The sequence below is a fragment of the Flavobacterium sp. GQ95 genome (assembly GCF_059758655.1).
This window is the reverse complement of the sequence record NZ_JCAXEB010000001.1, coordinates 692,587-712,464: the sequence shown is the minus strand read 5'-3', so window position 1 is coordinate 712,464 and position 19,878 is coordinate 692,587. Positions and strand designations below refer to the sequence as shown.

Annotated in this window: 17 protein-coding genes; 8 read left to right on the top strand and 9 right to left on the bottom strand. The window is 32.3% G+C overall.

The genetic code is table 11. The features are described 5' to 3' along the window. Positions 1 to 12: 12 nt before the first annotated feature. Both AC6CH4_RS03040 and AC6CH4_RS03035 read right to left on the bottom strand, forming a co-directional pair. On the bottom strand, positions 13 to 933 hold the full coding sequence (locus AC6CH4_RS03040; RefSeq protein ID WP_498100038.1) for a GYDIA family GHMP kinase: 921 nt from the start codon (positions 931 to 933) through the stop codon (positions 13 to 15). A gap of 156 nt (positions 934 to 1,089) precedes the next feature. Next, positions 1,090 to 2,403, bottom strand: coding sequence for a hydroxymethylglutaryl-CoA reductase, degradative (locus AC6CH4_RS03035; RefSeq protein ID WP_498100036.1), 1,314 nt, complete (start codon positions 2,401 to 2,403; stop codon positions 1,090 to 1,092). 181 nt (positions 2,404 to 2,584) lie between these two features. Between AC6CH4_RS03035 and AC6CH4_RS03030 the strand changes: the two genes are divergently transcribed. The 6 genes from AC6CH4_RS03030 (at position 2,585) to AC6CH4_RS03005 (ending at position 9,861) form a co-directional block, all read left to right on the top strand. Then, positions 2,585 to 4,756, top strand: a complete 2,172-nt coding sequence (locus tag AC6CH4_RS03030) for a S9 family peptidase (RefSeq protein ID WP_498100034.1) — start codon at positions 2,585 to 2,587, stop codon at positions 4,754 to 4,756. Positions 4,757 to 4,792: 36 nt separating this feature from the next. Further along, complete coding sequence (locus tag AC6CH4_RS03025) at positions 4,793 to 6,469, top strand: peptide MFS transporter (protein ID WP_498100032.1); 1,677 nt, start codon at positions 4,793 to 4,795, stop codon at positions 6,467 to 6,469. Position 6,470: 1 nt separating this feature from the next. Continuing rightward, entirely contained in the window at positions 6,471 to 7,958 is a 1,488-nt protein-coding gene (locus AC6CH4_RS03020) for a peptide MFS transporter (protein ID WP_498100030.1), read from the top strand. Between the two features lie 52 nt (positions 7,959 to 8,010). Continuing rightward, positions 8,011 to 8,481 (top strand): thioredoxin family protein, encoded by a 471-nt coding sequence (locus tag AC6CH4_RS03015; protein WP_498100028.1) that lies wholly within the window; start codon positions 8,011 to 8,013, stop codon positions 8,479 to 8,481. 218 nt (positions 8,482 to 8,699) lie between these two features. After that, positions 8,700 to 9,152 carry a thioredoxin family protein gene (locus AC6CH4_RS03010; RefSeq protein WP_498100026.1) on the top strand — a complete coding sequence of 151 codons (453 nt, stop codon included), beginning with the start codon at positions 8,700 to 8,702 and terminating at the stop codon, positions 9,150 to 9,152. Positions 9,153 to 9,411: 259 nt separating this feature from the next. After that, positions 9,412 to 9,861 (top strand): thioredoxin family protein, encoded by a 450-nt coding sequence (locus AC6CH4_RS03005; protein ID WP_498100024.1) that lies wholly within the window; start codon positions 9,412 to 9,414, stop codon positions 9,859 to 9,861. 6 nt (positions 9,862 to 9,867) lie between these two features. On the opposite strand, the gene AC6CH4_RS03000 is transcribed toward AC6CH4_RS03005, so the two are convergent. From AC6CH4_RS03000 to surE, 5 genes are all read right to left on the bottom strand, one after another. Beyond that, positions 9,868 to 11,901, bottom strand: coding sequence for a ComEC/Rec2 family competence protein (locus tag AC6CH4_RS03000; protein ID WP_498100022.1), 2,034 nt, complete (start codon positions 11,899 to 11,901; stop codon positions 9,868 to 9,870). Positions 11,902 to 11,952: 51 nt separating this feature from the next. Continuing rightward, positions 11,953 to 12,438, bottom strand: coding sequence for a C40 family peptidase (locus tag AC6CH4_RS02995; protein WP_498100020.1), 486 nt, complete (start codon positions 12,436 to 12,438; stop codon positions 11,953 to 11,955). A gap of 12 nt (positions 12,439 to 12,450) precedes the next feature. Then, positions 12,451 to 13,569 (bottom strand): lipid-A-disaccharide synthase, encoded by a 1,119-nt coding sequence (gene lpxB / locus AC6CH4_RS02990; RefSeq protein WP_498100018.1) that lies wholly within the window; start codon positions 13,567 to 13,569, stop codon positions 12,451 to 12,453. A gap of 67 nt (positions 13,570 to 13,636) precedes the next feature. Further along, positions 13,637 to 13,909 carry a hypothetical protein gene (locus AC6CH4_RS02985; RefSeq protein ID WP_056190111.1) on the bottom strand — a complete coding sequence of 91 codons (273 nt, stop codon included), beginning with the start codon at positions 13,907 to 13,909 and terminating at the stop codon, positions 13,637 to 13,639. Continuing rightward, positions 13,902 to 14,681: a 5'/3'-nucleotidase SurE gene (gene surE, locus AC6CH4_RS02980; protein WP_498100016.1), complete on the bottom strand. Its 780-nt coding sequence runs from the start codon at positions 14,679 to 14,681 to the stop codon at positions 13,902 to 13,904. Before surE ends, AC6CH4_RS02985 begins: the two co-directional genes overlap by 8 nt. 211 nt (positions 14,682 to 14,892) lie before the next feature. On the opposite strand from surE, the gene AC6CH4_RS02975 reads away from it, so the two are divergent. Both AC6CH4_RS02975 and AC6CH4_RS02970 read left to right on the top strand, forming a co-directional pair. Further along, the gene (locus AC6CH4_RS02975) at positions 14,893 to 17,076 is read left to right on the top strand and encodes a carboxy terminal-processing peptidase (RefSeq protein WP_498100014.1); all 2,184 of its coding nucleotides are present in this window, start codon (positions 14,893 to 14,895) and stop codon (positions 17,074 to 17,076) included. Between the two features lie 92 nt (positions 17,077 to 17,168). Continuing rightward, positions 17,169 to 17,957: a DNA/RNA non-specific endonuclease gene (locus AC6CH4_RS02970; RefSeq protein ID WP_498100012.1), complete on the top strand. Its 789-nt coding sequence runs from the start codon at positions 17,169 to 17,171 to the stop codon at positions 17,955 to 17,957. Here the strand turns inward: AC6CH4_RS02970 and rpe are convergent. Together rpe and AC6CH4_RS02960 are read right to left on the bottom strand one after the other, a co-directional pair. Next, on the bottom strand, positions 17,934 to 18,596 hold the full coding sequence (gene rpe, locus AC6CH4_RS02965) for a ribulose-phosphate 3-epimerase (RefSeq protein ID WP_498100010.1): 663 nt from the start codon (positions 18,594 to 18,596) through the stop codon (positions 17,934 to 17,936). The genes AC6CH4_RS02970 and rpe overlap by 24 nt on opposite strands. A gap of 359 nt (positions 18,597 to 18,955) precedes the next feature. Continuing rightward, a complete protein-coding gene (locus tag AC6CH4_RS02960) occupies positions 18,956 to 19,819 on the bottom strand; it encodes a sigma-70 family RNA polymerase sigma factor (RefSeq protein ID WP_007804760.1) in 864 nt (287 codons plus the stop codon). Positions 19,820 to 19,878 lie beyond the last annotated feature (59 nt).

Here is a 19,878-nt window from a genome sequence, read left to right as displayed (position 1 = left end):
TATCCAATATTTTTATTGCTGCAAAATCATTTCGTCATAAGTAAGGATTGTTTCGTATCCTTGTGAGGTGAAATATTCTTTTGGGTTTTCTTTTGAAATTGCCATTACAAAATCTCCACCCCAGGCACCAAGACTTTTTACAACTCCATTAAAGTCTGGAAATACAATTTCTTTAATAGTTTGTAGTTCCAGAATGTTGCTCAAATGTATTTCATGCTTTTCTACAAAATGTGCAAATTCGTTAAGTGTTTTTGCTTCCAGTATAGCTCTTGTAATTTTATTGTTATCCTGAATATTTTCTGCTAAATTTTCATTTTTGTTGTTGTAATAAGCTTTGATGGCGATTTTACTACTTTGTTTTTTATTTAGGTAAACAAAAAAGATGTTTTTAGTAAATTCAGGATTGAATTCTACCTTTTCTACGATTGGCAAATTTTGCTCTAATCGATAAATAATAGGAGTATTATTTTGAGCGCAGGCAATATCATAACCACTACCTCCAAAACTGTTTTTAAGCAAAGTAAAAGCATCAATTTTTGTCCACCGCGCTACATTGTTTAATAAAGTTGATGAAGTCCCTAATCCCCAGTTTTTTGGAAAAGTAAGATGAGTGCTGATTTTATATCCCTCAGAATTATTTATAAAATCGGGATTTAAAAGATAAGCTTCGTGTAAAATGTTAGTTAAAGTTGTTTTTACAGTTTCGATTTTTGACTCAACATTATTTATTATTTCAGAAAATGAAATAGTATCTTCAAACCACAAGTGATCATCAAAATTATAACTTTTCCATTGTATTTCCTGGTTTGAACCCTTTTCTACAACTAAATCCTGGCCAAATTTTGTAGGTAAGGCAAAGGCTTTGGCGCCATCTAAAACCAGATATTCGCCTGTTATTAAAAGTTTTCCGTTACTATAAAAGGTTTTTTTCATTCTGTATTTTTTAGCCTCAATATATTGTGTTTTTATAATAAATTCAATATTTTAAAATTGCTTCGCCTGTTCGCTGGTGCTCGAGTCCAAATTCCAATTATTGTTGGGATTTGGAATTTTTTCGGAAACTATAATATTTGGAATTTTTTATTTGTTTTATTTTCGTAAATTCTCGATAAATTCAACTACAGCGCTATGTGAAACGACATTTTTCTTAAAATGTGATTTAATTAAATGACGTTCTTCTTCGTTGGCTTCAAATTGATTGATAATATTGTTTAAGTGCATTTTCATATGTCCTTCCTGAATTCCGGTTGTCGTTAAAGAACGTAAGGCAGCAAAGTTTTGTGCCAGACCTGCAACCGCAACGATTTCCATTAATTCTTGTGCCGATGGTTTTTCAAGCATTTCAAGACATAGCTTTACCAACGGATGTAAAGAAGTAAGTCCGCCAACAGTTCCTAAGGCAAGTGGGATTTCTAACCAAAAAGTAAATATTCCGTTTTCGATTTTAGCATGTGATAGACTCGAATATTGACCATTGCGAGAAGCGTACGCATGAACGCCAGCTTCAACTGCTCTAAAATCGTTTCCGGTAGCTAAAATTACCGCATCGACTCCGTTCATAATACCTTTATTGTGTGTTACGGCCCTAAAAGGCTCAACTTCGGCAATTTGAACAGCCTGAACAAATCGTTCGGCGAAATCCTGTGGATCGGTGATATGCTTCTCTGCTAAATCTTCTATTGGGCAGGAAACTTCAGCTCGAACAAGGCAATTCGGAACATAATTGGATAAAATGCTCATAATTACTTTGATAGTCTCGTTTTCTGAAAAAAGATCAGAATCCTGAAATTCATTTTTTAAAGTTGTGGCAAATTGCTCTAAACAGGAATTAATGAAATTAGCTCCCATACTGTCTTTCGTTTCGAAAGTAGCATGAAGCTGAAAGTAGTTTTCTAATAAACTTCTTTTGTCTTTAAGTTTGATATCTAAAATTCCGCCACCGCGTTGTTGCATATTTTTGGTTATACTTTGGGTATCAGAGAAAAATTTAGGTTTTATTTGGTCAAAGAAAGAGTGTAGTTTTTCTGTATCTCCATTAAATGTAAAATGAACCTGACCAATTTTTTCGGTATTAATAACTGTTGTTTTAAATCCGCCACGAGTAGCCCAGTATTTTGCAGATTTTGAAGCTGCGGCAACAACAGAACTTTCTTCAATTGCCATCGGAATTGTTTTATATTTTCCGTTGATTAAAAAATTAGGAGCAACTCCCAGTGGAATATAAAAATTTGTGATCGTATTTTCGATGAATTCATCATGCAATTGTTGAAGCTTCTCATCTGAATTCCAGTAATTTCTTATGATATTAAGTGCCTCATTTGGGGTAGAAAAATATTCATTGGCGATCCAGTTTATTTTTTCTTTTTTGGATAATTTAGAGAATCCGGCAACAGCATTGTTCATTTTCAGTATATTAAATAATAATGTTGTGGCAAAGATACCAATTTAAGAGTTTTGTTTACAATCTATTTGAAGTTTGAAAAGTACGCAATCGTTATTTTTTTTAACATTTAACACTTAAAATGTGTATTATGTTTATTTTTTTTACTAAAATTGGGCTCTTTTTATATTTAAAACAATTCTAATGAATACAAGTAAAATAACGGTAGTACTTTTATTTTTAGTTGCTACTGTATTTGGACAACAAAAAATTACTGTCGAAAACATTTATGGAGGGACATTCAAGGCGAAAGGAATGGACGAACTTCAATCACTAAAAAACACAGATCAATATACTGTTTTAAATGCTGATCAGGCCAGCAGAAGCATGCAAATCGACTTATATGATTTTGCAACTTTAAAAAAAGTGTCTAATTTAATTGATACAAAAAATCATAAGGAACTTTCGAACGGAATTGATAGTTATACTTTTGATGCCTCAGAAAAAAAGATTTTAATTGCATGCAATACGAATAAAATCTTCCGTCACTCTTTTACTGCAGATTATTTTTTATACGATATTTCTTCAAAATCCTTAATCAAACTTTTCGATTTTCAGGTTCAGGAACCAACTTTCTCACCTGATGGGGCTAAAATCGCTTATGCCAGAGAAAATAATCTTTATGTATATGATGTAGCTTCTAAAAAATCAACAGCAGTTACTACTGATGGGAAGAAAAATGCCGTTATTAATGGTATTACGGATTGGGTTTATGAAGAAGAATTTGCATTTGTCCGGGCTTTTGACTGGAGTAAAGACAGTAAGAAACTAGCTTATATTCGTTTTGACGAAAGTGCTGTTCCAGAATTTTCAATGTCAATGTTTCATAAAGATTTATATCCAACCATTGAAACGTTTAAATATCCAAAGGCAGGAGAAAAAAATTCAGTAGTTTCATTACATATATATGATGCAGCTGCAAATGCAACCAAAAAAGTTGATTTAGGAAATTATAATGACTTTTATATTGCAAGGCTACAATGGACAAATGATAATAATGTATTATCAGCTCAGGTTTTAAATCGTCATCAGGACAATCTTGATTTGTTATTTGTAGACGGAACCACAGCTGCTGCGAAAGTGGTTTTAAATGAAAAAGACAAAGCTTACATAGATGTTACAGATAATTTGACATTCTTAAAAGATAACAGCTTTATCTGGACAAGCGAAAAAGATGGTTTTAATCATATTTATGTATATGATAAAACAGGAAAACTTAAAAATCAGGTTACAAAAGGAAATTGGGAAGTGGTGTCTTACTACGGTTTCGATGAAAAAACAAAAACTATTTTCTATCAATCTACAGAAAATGGTTCAATCAACAGAGATATTTACAGAATTGGTTTAGAGGGAAAAAGCAAATTACGTTTAACAACAAAAGTTGGAACAAGCGTTGCGACTTTCAGCCCTAATTTCCAATACTTCATTAATACTTTCTCAAGTAATTCACAGCCTACAACTTATACTTTAAACGAGGCAAAAACGGGAAAAGAAATACAGATTATCGAAAATAATCAGGCACTTGCCGATAAGCTAAAATCGTATAATCTTCCTGCAAAAGAATTCTTCGTTTTAAAAACGGCTAAAGGAAACGAACTTAATGCATGGATTTTAAAGCCAAAAGATTTTGATCCTTCTAAAAAATATCCTGTCTTCATGTACCAATATTCAGGCCCGGGATCTCAACAAGTAAATAACGACTGGAATAATTCTGATGATTATTGGTTTTTGTCACTTACACAGCAAGGCTATATTGTAGCTTGTGTTGACGGAAGAGGAACAGGTTTTAAGGGTGCTGATTTCAAAAAAATTACTCAAAAAGAGCTTGGAAAATATGAAGTTGAAGATCAGATTGATGCTGCAAAAGTAATTGGAGCTTATCCATATGTTGATGCTTCAAGAATTGGAATCTTTGGATGGAGTTATGGAGGTTTTATGGCTTCAAACTGTATTTTTCAAGGAAACGACGTTTTTAAAATGGCAATTGCAGTAGCTCCGGTAACAAACTGGCGTTTTTACGATAGTGTTTACACAGAAAGATACATGCAGACGCCTCAGGAAAATGCAAGCGGATACGATCAGAATTCTCCAATAAATCACGTTGATAAATTAAAAGGTAAGTTTTTATTGATTCACGGATCAGGTGATGACAACGTTCATGTGCAAAACTCAATGCAAATGATGGAAGCATTAATTCAGGCTAATAAACAATTTGATTCTCAGATATATCCAGATAAAAATCATGGTATTTTTGGAGGCAAAACGAGAATTCAGCTTTATAATAAAATGACTAACTTTATCAAAGAAAACTTATAATCTAAATCTTTTAACCTTAAATAAATAATGAATAATATGGGAGAAACTCAAGTAAAAACTGCGCATCCAAAAGGACTTTGGGTATTGTTTGGAACGGAGATGTGGGAGAGGTTCAATTTTTATGGAATGCGAGCTTTATTGACTTTATTTCTTGTGAACTCATTATTAATGAAAGAAGAAGAAGCTTCATTAATTTATGGTGGTTTTTTAGGGCTTTGCTATTTAACGCCAATGTTAGGCGGTTTTGTTGCTGACCGTTTTTTAGGAAACAGAAATTGTATCTTATTAGGTGGATTATTAATGGCAACAGGACAAATGTTGTTGTTTACTAGTGGAAGTATTTTTGAAGGTAATTTAGAAATGGCCAAAGCTATTATGTACTGTGGATTAGGTGTTATTGTTTTTGGTAACGGATTCTTCAAACCAAATATTTCTAGTATGGTTGGAAGTTTGTATCCGAAACAAGAAAAAACAAAATTAGATACCGCTTTCACGATTTTCTATATGGGAATTAACATGGGAGCTTTCTTAGGGCAGTCTATTTGTCCTTTGTTAGGAGATGTTAAAGATGCTGGCGGAATTAGAGATATTCATGCTTTCAGATGGGGGTTCTTAGCTGCTTCAGCGGCAATGCTTATCGGAACAGTTCTTTTTTACTTCTTAAAAAATAAATATGTGGTTTCTCCGGAAGGAAGACCATTAGGTGGATTGCCTTCTAAAAATGTAGCAGCTGATTTTGAAGAAGGAGAGGCACAAAAAGCCAATTTTTCTTCTAAAGCATTAACTATTGCCGGAATTGCATTTATCGCTTTAGGTTTCTTTTTCCACTATGTCGTAGGTCAGAATTTAATTTACACTTTGATTTATTCTAGTGGATTGGCATTGGCCGGATTAATTATCTCGGATACTTCATTGACTAAAATTGAAAGAGACAGAATTATTGTAATTTATATTGTGTCATTCTTTATTATTTTCTTTTGGGCTGCATTCGAGCAGGCTGGTTCTTCATTGACTTTTATAGCCGACAATCAAACTGACAGACATTTCTTTGGTTACTTAATGCCGCCATCAATGGTTCAAATTTTTAATGGATTATTTGTGGTAATTATGGCAGTTCCATTTAGTATTCTCTGGGATACATTAAGAGCAAAAGACAGAGAACCAATTTCTCCGGTAAAATTGGCTGCGGGCTTAGTAATAATTTCGATCAGTTTCTTTATGATCGCAACTCAGGTTTCATACATTGGAACTTCTGGATTGCTTTTAGTAAAATGGCTTATTTTATTGTATTTCTTAAATACATGTGCTGAGTTGTGTTTGTCTCCAATTGGTTTGTCGTTGGTAGGTAAATTATCTCCAAAGCGTTTTGCTTCGTTACTTTATGGAGTATTCTTTTTGTCAAATGCTTCGGGTTATGCTTTAGGAGGAACTTTAGGTTCTATTTTGCCTGCAACCGGAGATAAATTTGAAAAAGCAAAAGAATTAGGAATCGATCTTCAGGCAGTTTTAGATAATAAAATTGTTCCAACTGCAGAGCAATTATCTCTTTTAGAAAAACACCAAATCAGTGCGCATAACCACTTTTTTGCCGGATTCGAAATTCATAACTTATATGAGTTCTTTATGGTATTTGTGGTTCTTACAGGTATCGCTGCAATTATATTATTTGCTTTGACTCCGTTCCTGAAAAAAATGATGCACGGGGTTAGATAACATGGAAAGCAATACAATTACGTTAGAAGAAATACAAAATTTTAAAGGCAAGTACCCAAAACAATTGTGGTACTTGTTTTTGGTTGAAATGTGGGAGCGTTTTTGTTTCTACGGAATGAGAGGGGTTTTAGCGTTTTTCATGGTTGATCAATTAGGTTTACTTGAAGGAAAAGCTAATCTTCAATACGGGGCTATTCAGGCTTTTGTATATGCCTTTACTTTTATTGGTGGAATCTTTGCTGATAAAGTTTTAGGTTTCAAAAAATCATTACTGTTTGGAGGGATTATCATGATTTTGGGGAATTTGCTTATCGCTGCCTCTCCTCATGATTTCTTTTATTATGGAATAACTTTATCAATTATTGGAACTGGTTTCTTTAAACCAAACGTATCTTCAATGGTAGGGGAATTATATCATGAAAGTGACGGACGCAGAGATGCGGGTTACGGGCTTTTTTATGCCGGAATCAATATTGGTGGAATGCTTGGAGGTGCAATTCCGATTTATTTAGGAAAAAATTATTCCTGGAGTTTGTGTTTCCTGTCTTCAGCAGTTGTTATGATTATTGGAGTGGTTACATTTCTTTTAACCAAAAAGCATTTGGCTCCAATTGGAAATTCTCCATTAGAAGGACAAACTCCTAAAAAGAGAAGAATGAACGAGATTGCGGTTTATCTTGGTTCAATAGTAGTAATTCCGTTTATTTATATTATGGTAATTAATTCTGATTATACAGATTATTTCATGTATACTATCGGGGTGATTGCACTAGGATATTTTTTCTTTGAATTATTGAGAATCAAGGAAAGAAAGCAGCAATATAAATTATTAGCGGCTTTCATTTTTATCTTTGGGTATTTTATGTTTATGGCAATTTCCGAGCAATCCGGAGGATCTTTATCCTTATTTGCAAAAGATAATTTATCAAACAAATTGTTGTTTTTTAATATTGACCCCAATGTGGTTAATAATAGTATCAATTCGCTATATGTTATTATTTTTAGTCCTCTGGTTGGTATTTTATGGATTTTTCTCTACAAAAGAAAAATTGAGCCTAATACCGTAATCAAATTTGGGCTTTCTTTTATATTATTGGCAGCTGGTTTCTTTATTTTTTACAGTGCCAGATTTTTTATTAATCCGGAAGGATTAAGCTCTTTAAATGTTTTTGCTTTAGGATATCTGATTTACACGCTTGGAGAATTATGTATTGGCCCAATTGGAATGTCGGTAATTACTAAATTGTCGCCTAAACGTTTGTTCGGAATGATGATGGGATTATGGTTTCTTTCAAGTGCTTTTGGTCAATTAGCGGCAGGAAAGTTAGGTTCAGAAATGTCAAATGCAAATACGGGAGCAACTTTAATGTCTAAACTTATTGCTTATACAGATGGGTATTATCAGTTGGCACTTTATTCGCTTATTGCGGGTATCGTTTTGATTGTGACAACTCCCTTAATTAAAAAATTAATGCAAGAAGTAAAATAGACGGCATTTTGCAATGTATATTTTGTTTAAATTTGTAAAAAATTAAAGCAGTATGAAAAAAATATTTTTGATTACCTTTTTTTTAACTGGTGTGTTTGCAATGCAATCACAAGAGTTGAAATGGTATACTGATGTAAAAGAAGCTATTACTGAGAGTAATAAAGTACATAAGCCAATGTTGATGTTTTTTACAGGAAGTGATTGGTGTGGATGGTGTATTCGTCTTCAGAATGAAGTTTTAAAAACGCCTGAATTTACAAAATGGGCTGCTGAAAACGTAATTTTAGTTGAATTAGATTATCCAAGAAGAACACCTCAAACTCCTGAAATCAAAAATCAGAATAACGAATTGCAACAGGCTTTTGGAATTCAGGGATTCCCTACCATTTATTTTACAAGTGCAGAAGCGAAAGACGGAAAGGTAAACTTTAAAGGTCTTGGTCAAACAGGATATGTTGCCGGTGGACCTAGTGCATGGTTAGCGGTTGCTAATGGAATTGTAACTCAAAAAAGCACTAATTAGATAAAATTAAAATTTAAAAATACTTTAAAACCTTATACTTTGTATAAGGTTTTTTTTGTTTAGTAAGAAAAGGTGTCCTTAATTTTATGTTCAATTGTTAATTTGTTATTTTATTGTAATTAAAAAAACACATTGTGTATTTTTTGTATTAATTAAAATTGGAAAATTAAAATAATATGTTAATTTCGTCTCACTAATCTAACCAAAACCGAAATCATATGACCAAAAAATTACTTATCCTACTATTTTTTTTAGGTTCATTTTTTACGCATGCTCAGAACTTAGTTTGGAGAACTAATATGACTGACGCAATTGCTATTAGTAATGAACAAAGAAAACCAATGTTAATTTTATTCACTGCCTCAGGTGTAGGGGAAAATCTTCAAAATGAAATATTTAAAACGCCCGACTTTGCGGTATGGTCGCGTGATAATGTCATTTTAGTAAGACTTGATTTGTCAGACTCAGCTGCATCTGACGGTGACAAAGAACAAAATATAAAACTTAAAAATGCTTTTGGAGTTGAAGAGCTGCCTGAAGTATGTTTTGCGCTGGCATCCATCCGAAAAAACAAAACTACCTTTAGTGCTTTAGGGAAAATTGCCTATAAGCCTGGGGGAGCAAAAGCGTGGATTGCAGAATCTAACGCACTATTGCATCCTAGTGAATAGTAAGCTTTGAATTAAGTTGATTAATAATCCCTTTTTGCCTGATGGTAAAAGGGGATTTTTTTTTTGAATTGATTGTAATTGTCACAAAGAGTTTTGTAATTTATTACATGATTTTTTTTCATTTCCTTAAAAATTTGATGTTTTATTAATAAATTCCGTTTTTTTGTATTTTTATTAACTTTTTTGTCTAAATAACACTTGTTTCATAGAGATATTATATTAATTTAGTCGCATAAACCTACTTAAAACCCAAATTATTATGATCAAAAAATTACTAATCCTACTGTTTTTTTTAGGTACATTTCTTACGCATGCACAAAACTTAGTTTGGAAAACGACTATGACGGATGCTGTTGCTGCAGGTATGGAACAAAAAAAACCGCTCTTAATATATTTTACAATTGAAGGGGCACCACAAAAAATTCAAACTGAAATATTTAATACTCCAGATTTTGCAGTTTGGTCGCGAGAAAATGTTATTTTAGTAAAGCTTGACTTGTCAGATCCTAAGATTTCAGATGCTGAAAGAGAACAGAATACTAAATTAAAAAGTGCATTTGGTGTGGATGAATTACCTGAGGTTTGTTTTACCATAGGTTCTGTTAGAAAAGAGAAAACTACTTTCAATTTGTTAGGTAAACTTCCATATAGACCAGGAGGAGCAATTCCGTGGCTAAAACAATCTAATCTGATTTTGAATCCGGAATAATAATCTTCAGTTTAATTTGTAGAATCCCTTTTCGCTTGTAGAGTGAAAAGGGATTCTTTTTTTATGACAGGAACTTTTCCAGTATTTTTGAAGTGAATACGAATTGGAGCCATCCGCAATAACTAATTTTGGATGTAAGTCTTTTAAAACACGGTCCATGTTTATTTTTGGAGACGCTGTCAACAAAAGAATGTCTGGTTTAATTCTATTTTCAGAGATACCGGAACTATCTATTATCAATATTTTTCTTCCATTAAAAAACAAGATGTTTTTGATTTTATTTATTGATTTTAAAACTCCAAAATTTGCAACTAAATAAGCTTCCGAAACGTTATTTTTTGATTCTTTTTCTGAAAGAACATTTGTAAAAAGTGTGATGTCTTTACCAATTCTTTCAGTGATGACTGTTTTTTTCTTTGCGTTGTAAACAATTAATTCTTGCTTGCTTTCGATTTCTTTTTTGGTTTGAATGAATGTAATCTGAATCATAATTATTGTGACAAGGACGATAATAAGTTTATTGTGAGAAGGTCTTTTAAACCAAATAATGGCTGCAATTAAAAACAAGTAAAAAGAAATTAAATGATAGGAATTAAAGCTAATATTTTTGATTACAAATGATTCGAAAGAAGCTACATAATGTATAATTTGATTTAAAACATAAATGCTTTTTTCAAAAATTTGAATTAGAATCAAAGGGCAGTTTGTGAATACAGAAATGAGCATAACTACAATACCAACTATCATTATAAAAGATAGCACAGGTAGAATTAGAATATTGGTTACAAAAAAAAGTGCCGGAAACTGATGAAAGTAATATAAGCAAATTGGGAATGTACCAATTTGAGCTGCGAATGAAACAGTTAATGCTTCCCAGATATATTTGACTATTTTATTTTTAGGAAGCCAAATGTTCTTTAATAATGGCTGTAACCAGAGTATCGAAAATAATGCGATATAACTTAATTGGAATCCGACGTCAAACAAAAAGTAAGGTTCGAAAAGTAATATCAGTAAAATGGAGACTAATAAGGTATGGTAAGTATTACTGTTTCTATGTAAATGATTTCCAATAGCCAAAAATGAAAACATTACTACTGATCGCAAAACGGGTGGCGAGAGCCCTGAAATAATTGCAAAAAGAGATAGTGAAATTAAAATTGTAACCAATTTTATGAAAGAACCCTTTTGAGTGTTTGGGATTGGTTTGAGTATAAATAATATAAATAACATTATAAAACCAACATGTAGTCCTGAAACAGACAAAACGTGAGTTGCACCCGAATATTGATAATCCTGAATAATATCTGAAGAGATTTCTTGCTGCTGACCAAGGATTAATGCAAGTGCAACATTCATTTCTTCTTTATTAAATTTTGCTTTTTCAAGATTGTAAACTATTCTTGTATTTAAACGAGAAGCATAAAACCAGATGTCTTTTTTGATTTTTTTGTTGACGGCAATTTCTACTTTTGAAGTATAGATCTGAGCATATATTTGTTTATTGGCAAGATATTGAGCGTAATCAAATTGATTTGGGTTTTTAGGTGAATTAGTATGTTGAAGGACGGTTTTAGTTCTGATACTATTTCCAATAACGAAATAATTTTTGATACTGTCTTTCGCTATGTTTACAATGATTCTGCCGGAATAATACTTATTATCGATGCTATTTATAAGAGCAATGTAACGATCATTGTAAGTATTACTTTTTAGTTTTTCGCGCAATGTAATGTCGATACAATGCGGGCTTTCGAATGCATTTTTATAATGTATATAATTGGAGCTTTGAAAAGAATCGGTATTGATTGATAATGCAATTATGCCAATACAAAATGAAGTGTAATAAGTGCTTAAACCGAAGAATATATTCAACTTTTTATTTTTTTTTGAGAAAAAATAAAAAGTTGAAAGAAGCACTACACCAATAAAAAGATATAGTACTGAAATTGTAATTAAAGGTAGCCTATAATATGCGGCCACAATACCAAAACCAGAGCCAAAGGTTATTTTAGCCAATGGAAAATCTAATACTTTCATGGCTTAAAAGTATTAAAAAATTGTAAGAAAAATAATATTTATTTAATAATATTATTCGACGACTCTGTTAATCTGAGCAAAAGAATTTTTGTAATAAGGTTCTTTTGTGGAAGAAATGATAACTCCTTTTGAAGTGGAAGAGTGCACAAATTTTATCTCATCAGATTTAACTTCCGTAATTAAACCAACGTGATTAATTTGTTTGCTTTTATTGGTTTTAAAGAAAATTAAATCGCCTTTTTGAGCGTCGTCAATATTAATTATTTTTCCAATTTTAGATTGCTCATTAGAGCTGCGTGGTAGTTTTATATTTTCAGATTCGAAAGTGGTAAATACTAATCCTGAGCAATCAAAGCCGCTTTTTGTTGTTCCACCGGCTTTGTATTTTACTCCAATATTATCAGTTGCATTTTTAATTAAATGATTGACTGTAGATTTATTTTCTCTTTTACTGTCTCTATTATTTACGGCAGAAGAAGTTGATTTACAAGAAGTAAAAACTATAGACAGGAAAATAAAAATCAGTACTTTTTTCAAAACAATAAGTCTTTAATGTTGCTTTAAATCTGCTACAATTAGTTTTGCAGTTTTTTTACTGGCACCAACACCGCCTAATTTCTGTTCCAAAATATCATAATTTTTAAGCAACTTTTCTCGATAGTGCGGTTCAAGTAACTTTTGAAGTTCTTCTTTAATTCGTTTGGTGTTGCAGTCAGCCTGAATTAATTCGGTTACAACCTCTTGGTCCATAATTAAATTGACAAGGGAAATATATTTCAGCGTAATAATTCGTTTTGCAATTTGATACGAAATTGAACTTCCTTTATAGCAAACTACTTCGGGAACTTTAAAAAGAGCTGTTTCTAATGTTGCTGTTCCTGATGTTACCAGAGCAGCTGTTGAGGAACGTAATAAATCGTACGTTTTGTTCGAGACAAATTTGATGTTTTTATTGCTGATAAATTGCTGATAAAACTCGTATTCCTGGCTTGGAGCGCCGGCAATTACAAATTCATATTCCTGAAAATCATCAACAACACTTAGCATTACGCTTAGCATTTTTGTGATTTCCTGTTTTCGACTTCCTGGTAAAACAGCAATAATGGGTTTTTCTCCCAATTGATGTTCCTTTCTAAAAACAGTTTCATCAAAAGAAGGTTGATTCTGGATGGCATCAATCAAAGGATGTCCCACAAAATCTACCGGAAAATGATGTTTGTCCTCGTAAAAGCTTTTCTCGAAAGGTAAAATCACAAACATTTTATCGACATCCTGTTTTATGGCTTTAATCCTGTTTTCTTTCCAGGCCCAGATTTGGGGTGAAATATAGTAATGTGTTTTGTAATTTAGTTCTTTGGCCCATTTTGCAATACGCATGTTAAAACCGGGATAATCAATAAATATGATAACATCTGGTTTGAACTCCAATATATCTTTTTTGCAAAAAGTAATATTGCTTAAAATAGTTTTCAAATTAAAAACAACTTCAATGAAACCCATAAATGCCAGTTCGCGATAGTGTTTTACTAAAGTCCCGCCGTTTTTTTGCATTAAATCGCCACCCCAAAATCTAATATCAGCCTGAGGGTCCTCCTCATATAATGCTTTCATTAAATTGGAACCATGTAAATCTCCGGAAGCTTCACCAGCAATGATGTAATATTTCATATGATTTTTTTTGAGAACTGTTTCTGTTATTAAGAGCAGAATTTTTTTTGCAGTACAAAGATAAGATTTAAATGAACAAAGTTGAAATTGCCAGAACAATCACGGCTAAAACAACACCTCGAGCCATTAACTCCTTGTCTCTTTTTAATAAAATTAAAAATACAGCCAGATCTAAAAGAGTGCCCAGAGTAATTATTTTTCCTAAATAACCATAATGCTTAATGGTCTCAATACCTGATGAAAGATCAAAAGTGGTAAAGAATGTGATAAACAAATAGCTTCCAAGAAGAGCAGTAAATATTCCAATAATAAAACCAATAAGAATGTCTTTTTTATTCATTTAATTTCCAGGTATTAAGTTGTTGCATAGTATGATGTGCTGTTAAATCAAATTGAACGGGAACGACTGAAATGTATCCATTTTCCAAGGCCCATTCATCAGTGTCTTCACCTTTATCTTCGTTAGTGAATTTTCCTGTAAGCCAGTAATAATCTTTTCCGTAAGGAGTTTGGCGTTTGTCAAATTTTTGAGCATAATAGGCTTTCGCCTGACGGCAAATTTTTATTCCTTTAATTTCTTTTTCCTTTAATTTCGGAAAATTAACGTTTAAAACTACTCCGGCAGGTAATTTATTGGCAAGGGTTTCGAGTGTTATTTTTTTGACAAATGATTTAACGGGCTCAAAATCGGCATTCCAGTCAAAATCTAATAAAGAAAAACCAATTGCCTGAATACCTTCAATTCCTGCCTCAACCGCGGCGCTCATTGTTCCTGAATAAATAACATTTATAGAAGAATTTGAACCGTGATTGATTCCTGACACACACAAATCAGGTTTCCTGTGCAGGATTTCATTTACCGCCAGTTTTACACAATCTACAGGTGTTCCGGAACAGCTATATTCGGTAATAGAAGCATTTTCCTTTGAAATTTTATCCAGAAATAAGGTATTATTGATGGTAATGGCATGTCCCATTGCGCTTTGAGGTTTGTCAGGGGCAACCACGATTACATCGCCAATAGTTTCCATCACACTTATCAAAGCTCTGATTCCGGGTGCTAAAATTCCGTCATCATTAGTAACTAATATTAAAGGTTTTTCATTTTTCATGCCGGGATTTCATTTTTGATTTGTCAAAATTAAAGCTTGTTAGAGCAAATGTAGTAACAGATTTTGGTAGAATACTAACAAATAAATAAAAATTGTCAACTAAATTAAAGAACGTTTTCGTGCATCAAACATTTTTATATCTTTAACAAAAAATTATAGTGAACTTGGCTGTCTTGGCATAGTTTTTACCGTAACTTAGATTAAAAAATTGATGAATGCTATTATTAAATTTATGAAAAGAAATTATAAAATACTTATAGCCGTATTATGCTTGTCATTAACATTATTTGCTTTTAAAATTAATGCAGATAAGTCAGTAGATCCGGATCCAAATAGAGATAAAACACTTTTAGAATTACTTGCCTTTGTTATTGAAAAAGGACATTACAGTCCGGCTGAAATAAATGATGAGTTCTCTAAAGGAATTTTTAAAGACTATATTGATGCTTTAGATCCTTCAAAAAGGTTCTTTTTGCAGTCTGATATTGATGAATTTAAACAATATGAGCTACAATTAGATGACCAGTTTTTGAATAAGGATCTGACGTTTTTCAATCTGACTTATACGAGATTGATGAAGAGAATGGAAGAGAGTAAAAAACGTTACAAAACGATTTTGGCACAACCTTTCAATTATAACGTTGACGAAACTTTTAATGCAGATTATGAGCATCTTCCATATGCTAAAAATGCAACTGAAATTAATGAAAGATGGAGAAAACAGATTAAATTATCTACACTTTCATCTCTTGTTACTAAACAAAAATTAGAAGAAGATAAAAAGAAAACAGATGCTGCTTACAAAGCAAAATCTTTTGAAACTTTGGAAAAAGAAACTCGTGAGAGTTCTTTAAAATCTTTAGATGATAATTTTAGTTTAATTAAAGATTTGAATAAAGAAGATTGGTTTTCTGTGTACGTAAATTCAATTATGACACGTTTTGATCCGCATACAAGCTACTTTGCACCAGAGGAAAAAGATCGTTTTGATGTAAATATCAGTGGAAAATTAGAAGGTATTGGAGCTAGATTAACTAAGAAAAATGACTTCACTCAAATTGATGAATTAATTTCAGGAGGACCCGCATGGAAAGGGAAACAGCTTGAAGCTGGTGATTTAATTTTGAAAGTAGCTCAAGGAAATGAGGAGCCTGTAGATGTTGTAGGTATGCGTTTGGATGATGTTGTGAAAAAAATTAAAGGACACAAAGGAACAGAAGTAAAGCTTACAGTTAAAAAGGTTGATGGAAGTATAAAAGTAATTTCAATCATCAGAGATGTGGTTGAAATTGAAGAAACATATGCAAAATCTAGTATTGTTGAAAGAAACGGATTGAAATATGGGGTAATTTATTTGCCTAAATTCTATATTGATTTTGAAAATAAAGATGGTCGTGATGCCGGAAAAGATATTGCTCTTGAAGTAGAAAGATTGAAAAAAGAAGACATCAACGGAATTGTGCTTGATGTTCGTGATGATGGTGGTGGATCTTTATCTACAGTAGTTGATATTGCAGGTTTGTTTATTGAAGAAGGACCAATTGTTCAGGTAAAATCTGCAGGTAAAAAGAAAGAAGTTTTATACGATAAAGATAAAAAAATCGAGTGGGACGGACCATTAGTAATTATGGTAAACAGCTTCTCAGCTTCGGCTTCAGAAATTTTAGCAGCCGCAATTCAGGATTACAAACGTGGAGTCATTATTGGAAGTAAACAAACTTACGGAAAAGGTACAGTACAAAACGTTTTAGACTTGAATCAATTTGTTCGTAACGCAAATTACGGAGATTTAGGAGCTTTGAAAATTACTGGGCAAAAGTTCTACAGAATTAATGGTGGTTCAACTCAGTTAGAAGGGGTTCATAGTGATGTGGTTATGCCGGATCGTTATGCTTACTTAAAAATGGGTGAACGTGATATTGACAATGCAATGCCATGGGATAAAATTGATCCGGCGGATTATAACACCTGGACTTCAAATGAGAAATTTAATCAGGCGATTGCAAACAGTAGAAGTAGAATTGCAGGTAATGCTCAGTTTAAATTAATTGAGGATAATGCTAAATGGATTGATGTTAAAAATAAAGAGAACACCTATAGTTTAAATATCAATAGTTTTAAAGCAACTCAGGAACAAGTTGAAAATGAAGGTAAAAAATACAAACCAATTGCTGATTACAAAAACAATCTGGTTTTTAAATCTTTACCTTACGAAGAACTTGAAATGAATAGCGATGCTACCTTAAAAGAAAAAAGAGATGCCTGGCATCAATCGTTAGCAAAAGATGTTTATGTAGAAGAAGCATTAAACGTATTAGATGATTTACAAACTAAAGGTTTAGTAAAAAATAGTATTACACCTAAAATGAAAAAAGATAAATTAGTAAAATCTTAATTTTAGAAAGATGATTTGTTATTAAACGCTCCGGAAAATTTATTTTTCGGAGCGTTTTTTTTGTAAGTTTAATTAATAAAGATATTCTATAGATGAGAAATTATATTTTGTTTGGTTTGATGATTTCACTATCAATTTCCTGTAAAAAAGAAATGATAAATAGTAATGTTAAAAATGATTTGAAAGAGACTGAATCCAATTTTGTGTCAAATCAGAGTCGTACAGATTCGGTTTATACTTTTGCTTATTTACCAACTTCAACAACGAAACAAATTGTAAAACATAAATATTATACACTTTCTTATAATGAAAAATTTGAGCAGGCTGAATGGGTTGCTTATGAGTTAAAGAAGGAGTATTTAAAAAATAACGATTTTAAAAGGCCTTATTTTATCGAAGATCCAAAAGTGACAACAGGTTCTGCTGATTGGAGAAACTATAAAAAATCAGGTTATGATAAAGGACATCTTTGTCCTGCCGGGGATATGGAGTTTGATAAAAGTGCTTATACGGATACTTTTTTTACTTCAAATATATCTCCTCAAAAACATGATTTTAATAGCGGTGTCTGGAATAGATTAGAACAAAAAGTACGTTACTGGGCTGGTAAGTATAACGACATATATATTGTAACTGGTGGAATTTTGAAAGATTCAAATGAAAAAATAGGAACAGAAAAAATATCTGTTCCTAAATATTTTTATAAAATCATTTTGGCTAAATCAGGAAAAGAGCATAAGGCTATCGCTTTTTTGGTCCCGAATGAAGATAGCGATAAGTCACTTTATGATTTCGTAGTTCCGATTGAAACTTTAGAAAAAATGACCGGAATTGATTTCTTTCCTAATTTGAAAAATTTAGAAAGTAGTAAGAGCTTTTAATTCGGCAATAGTTTGAGTAGGATTCTCTGCTCTAAAAACAAAGCTTCCGGCAACTAAAACATCGGCTCCGGCTTCTACCAATTGTTTTGCATTTTTGCTGGTTACACCGCCGTCAATTTCAATAATGGTTGAAGCATTTTTACGTGCAATTAAGGCTTTAAGCTTTGCAACCTTAGTATAAGTGTTTTCAATGAATGATTGTCCTCCAAAACCAGGATTCACACTCATGATAAGTACTAAGTCAATATCGTTGATTACATCTTCTAATAAATCGATATTGGTATGTGGATTTATCGCAACTCCTGCTTTCATTCCTTCCGCTTTAATGGCTTGCAAGGTTCTATGTAAGTGGGTACAAGCCTCATAATGTACAGTTAAAATGTTTGCACCTAAATCTGCAAAAGTTTTAATATAACGATCCGGGTCGACGATCATCAAATGTACGTCGATTGTTTTTTTAGCATGTCTCGAAATGGCTTCCAAAACTGGCATTCCAAAAGAAATATTCGGAACAAAAACTCCGTCCATAATATCAATATGAAACCAATCAGCCTGACTGTTGTTGATCATTTCGATATCACGTTGCAAATTAGCAAAATCAGCTGCAAGAACAGAAGGAGCAATAAGTGTATTCTTCATTTTGTGTAGTTGTGTGTTATTTTGGCAAAGATAATTTTTTAACCGCAAAGTTCGTAAAGGTTTACGCAAAGTTCGCAAAGTGTGTCTACATATATTTCAATAAATACAGAGTTCACAAAGCTTTGTGAACTTTGTGTTTTTACTACATTCTATAAAAAAATCTTTGCGAACTTTGCGGATAATAATAAAAATAAAAAACTCCGGTAATCAGCCGGAGTTTCAATCATCAATCAAAAAACGAACAGTCAATCAAACTGTTGTTTGCTTTAAGGTCCAATATAAGTAGTTTCGAAATAAATTCCAAATTCCAATAAAATAATTGGGATTTGGAATTTCTAATATTGGGTTTTGTGGGTTTTTTACCCAAGATAAGTTTTAAGAATTTTACTTCTTGAAGTATGTTTTAATCTGCGGATTGCTTTTTCTTTAATCTGGCGTACACGTTCACGGGTTAAGTCGAAAGTTTCTCCAATTTCTTCTAATGTCATTGGGTGTTGATCACCAAGACCAAAATACAAACGAACAACATCAGCTTCTCTTGGAGTTAATGTTTCTAATGAACGTTCAATTTCAGTACGTAATGATTCGTGAATTAACTCTCTGTCAGGATTTGGAGATTCTCCAGAACGTAAAACGTCATAAAGGTTAGAATCTTCTCCTTCAACAAGAGGGGCATCCATTGATAAGTGACGACCAGAGTTTTTCATAGACTCTTTTACGTCATTTACAGTCATGTCAAGTTCTTTTGCAATTTCTTCAGCAGAAGGTGGACGCTCATTAGATTGCTCTAATAATGCATACATTTTGTTGATTTTATTGATAGAACCAATTTTGTTTAATGGTAAACGAACAATACGTGATTGTTCTGCTAAAGCCTGAAGGATTGATTGACGAATCCACCAAACTGCGTAAGAAATAAATTTAAAACCACGAGTTTCATCAAAACGTTGAGCGGCTTTAATTAATCCTAAGTTTCCTTCGTTAATTAAATCAGGAAGCGTTAATCCTTGATTTTGATATTGTTTTGCTACCGATACTACGAAACGTAGGTTGGCTTTTGTAAGTTTTTCTAAAGCTCTTTGATCACCAGCCTTTATTCTTTGTGCTAATTCTACCTCTTCATCAGCGGTAATTAGGTCAACTTTTCCGATTTCTTGTAGATATTTATCTAACGATGCAGTTTCACGATTGGTTACCTGCTTGGTGATTTTAAGTTGTCTCATTGTCTTGTCTCCTTATTTTTAAAGTGTACAAATGGTTATACGTAAGAAGTTTCAAAAAA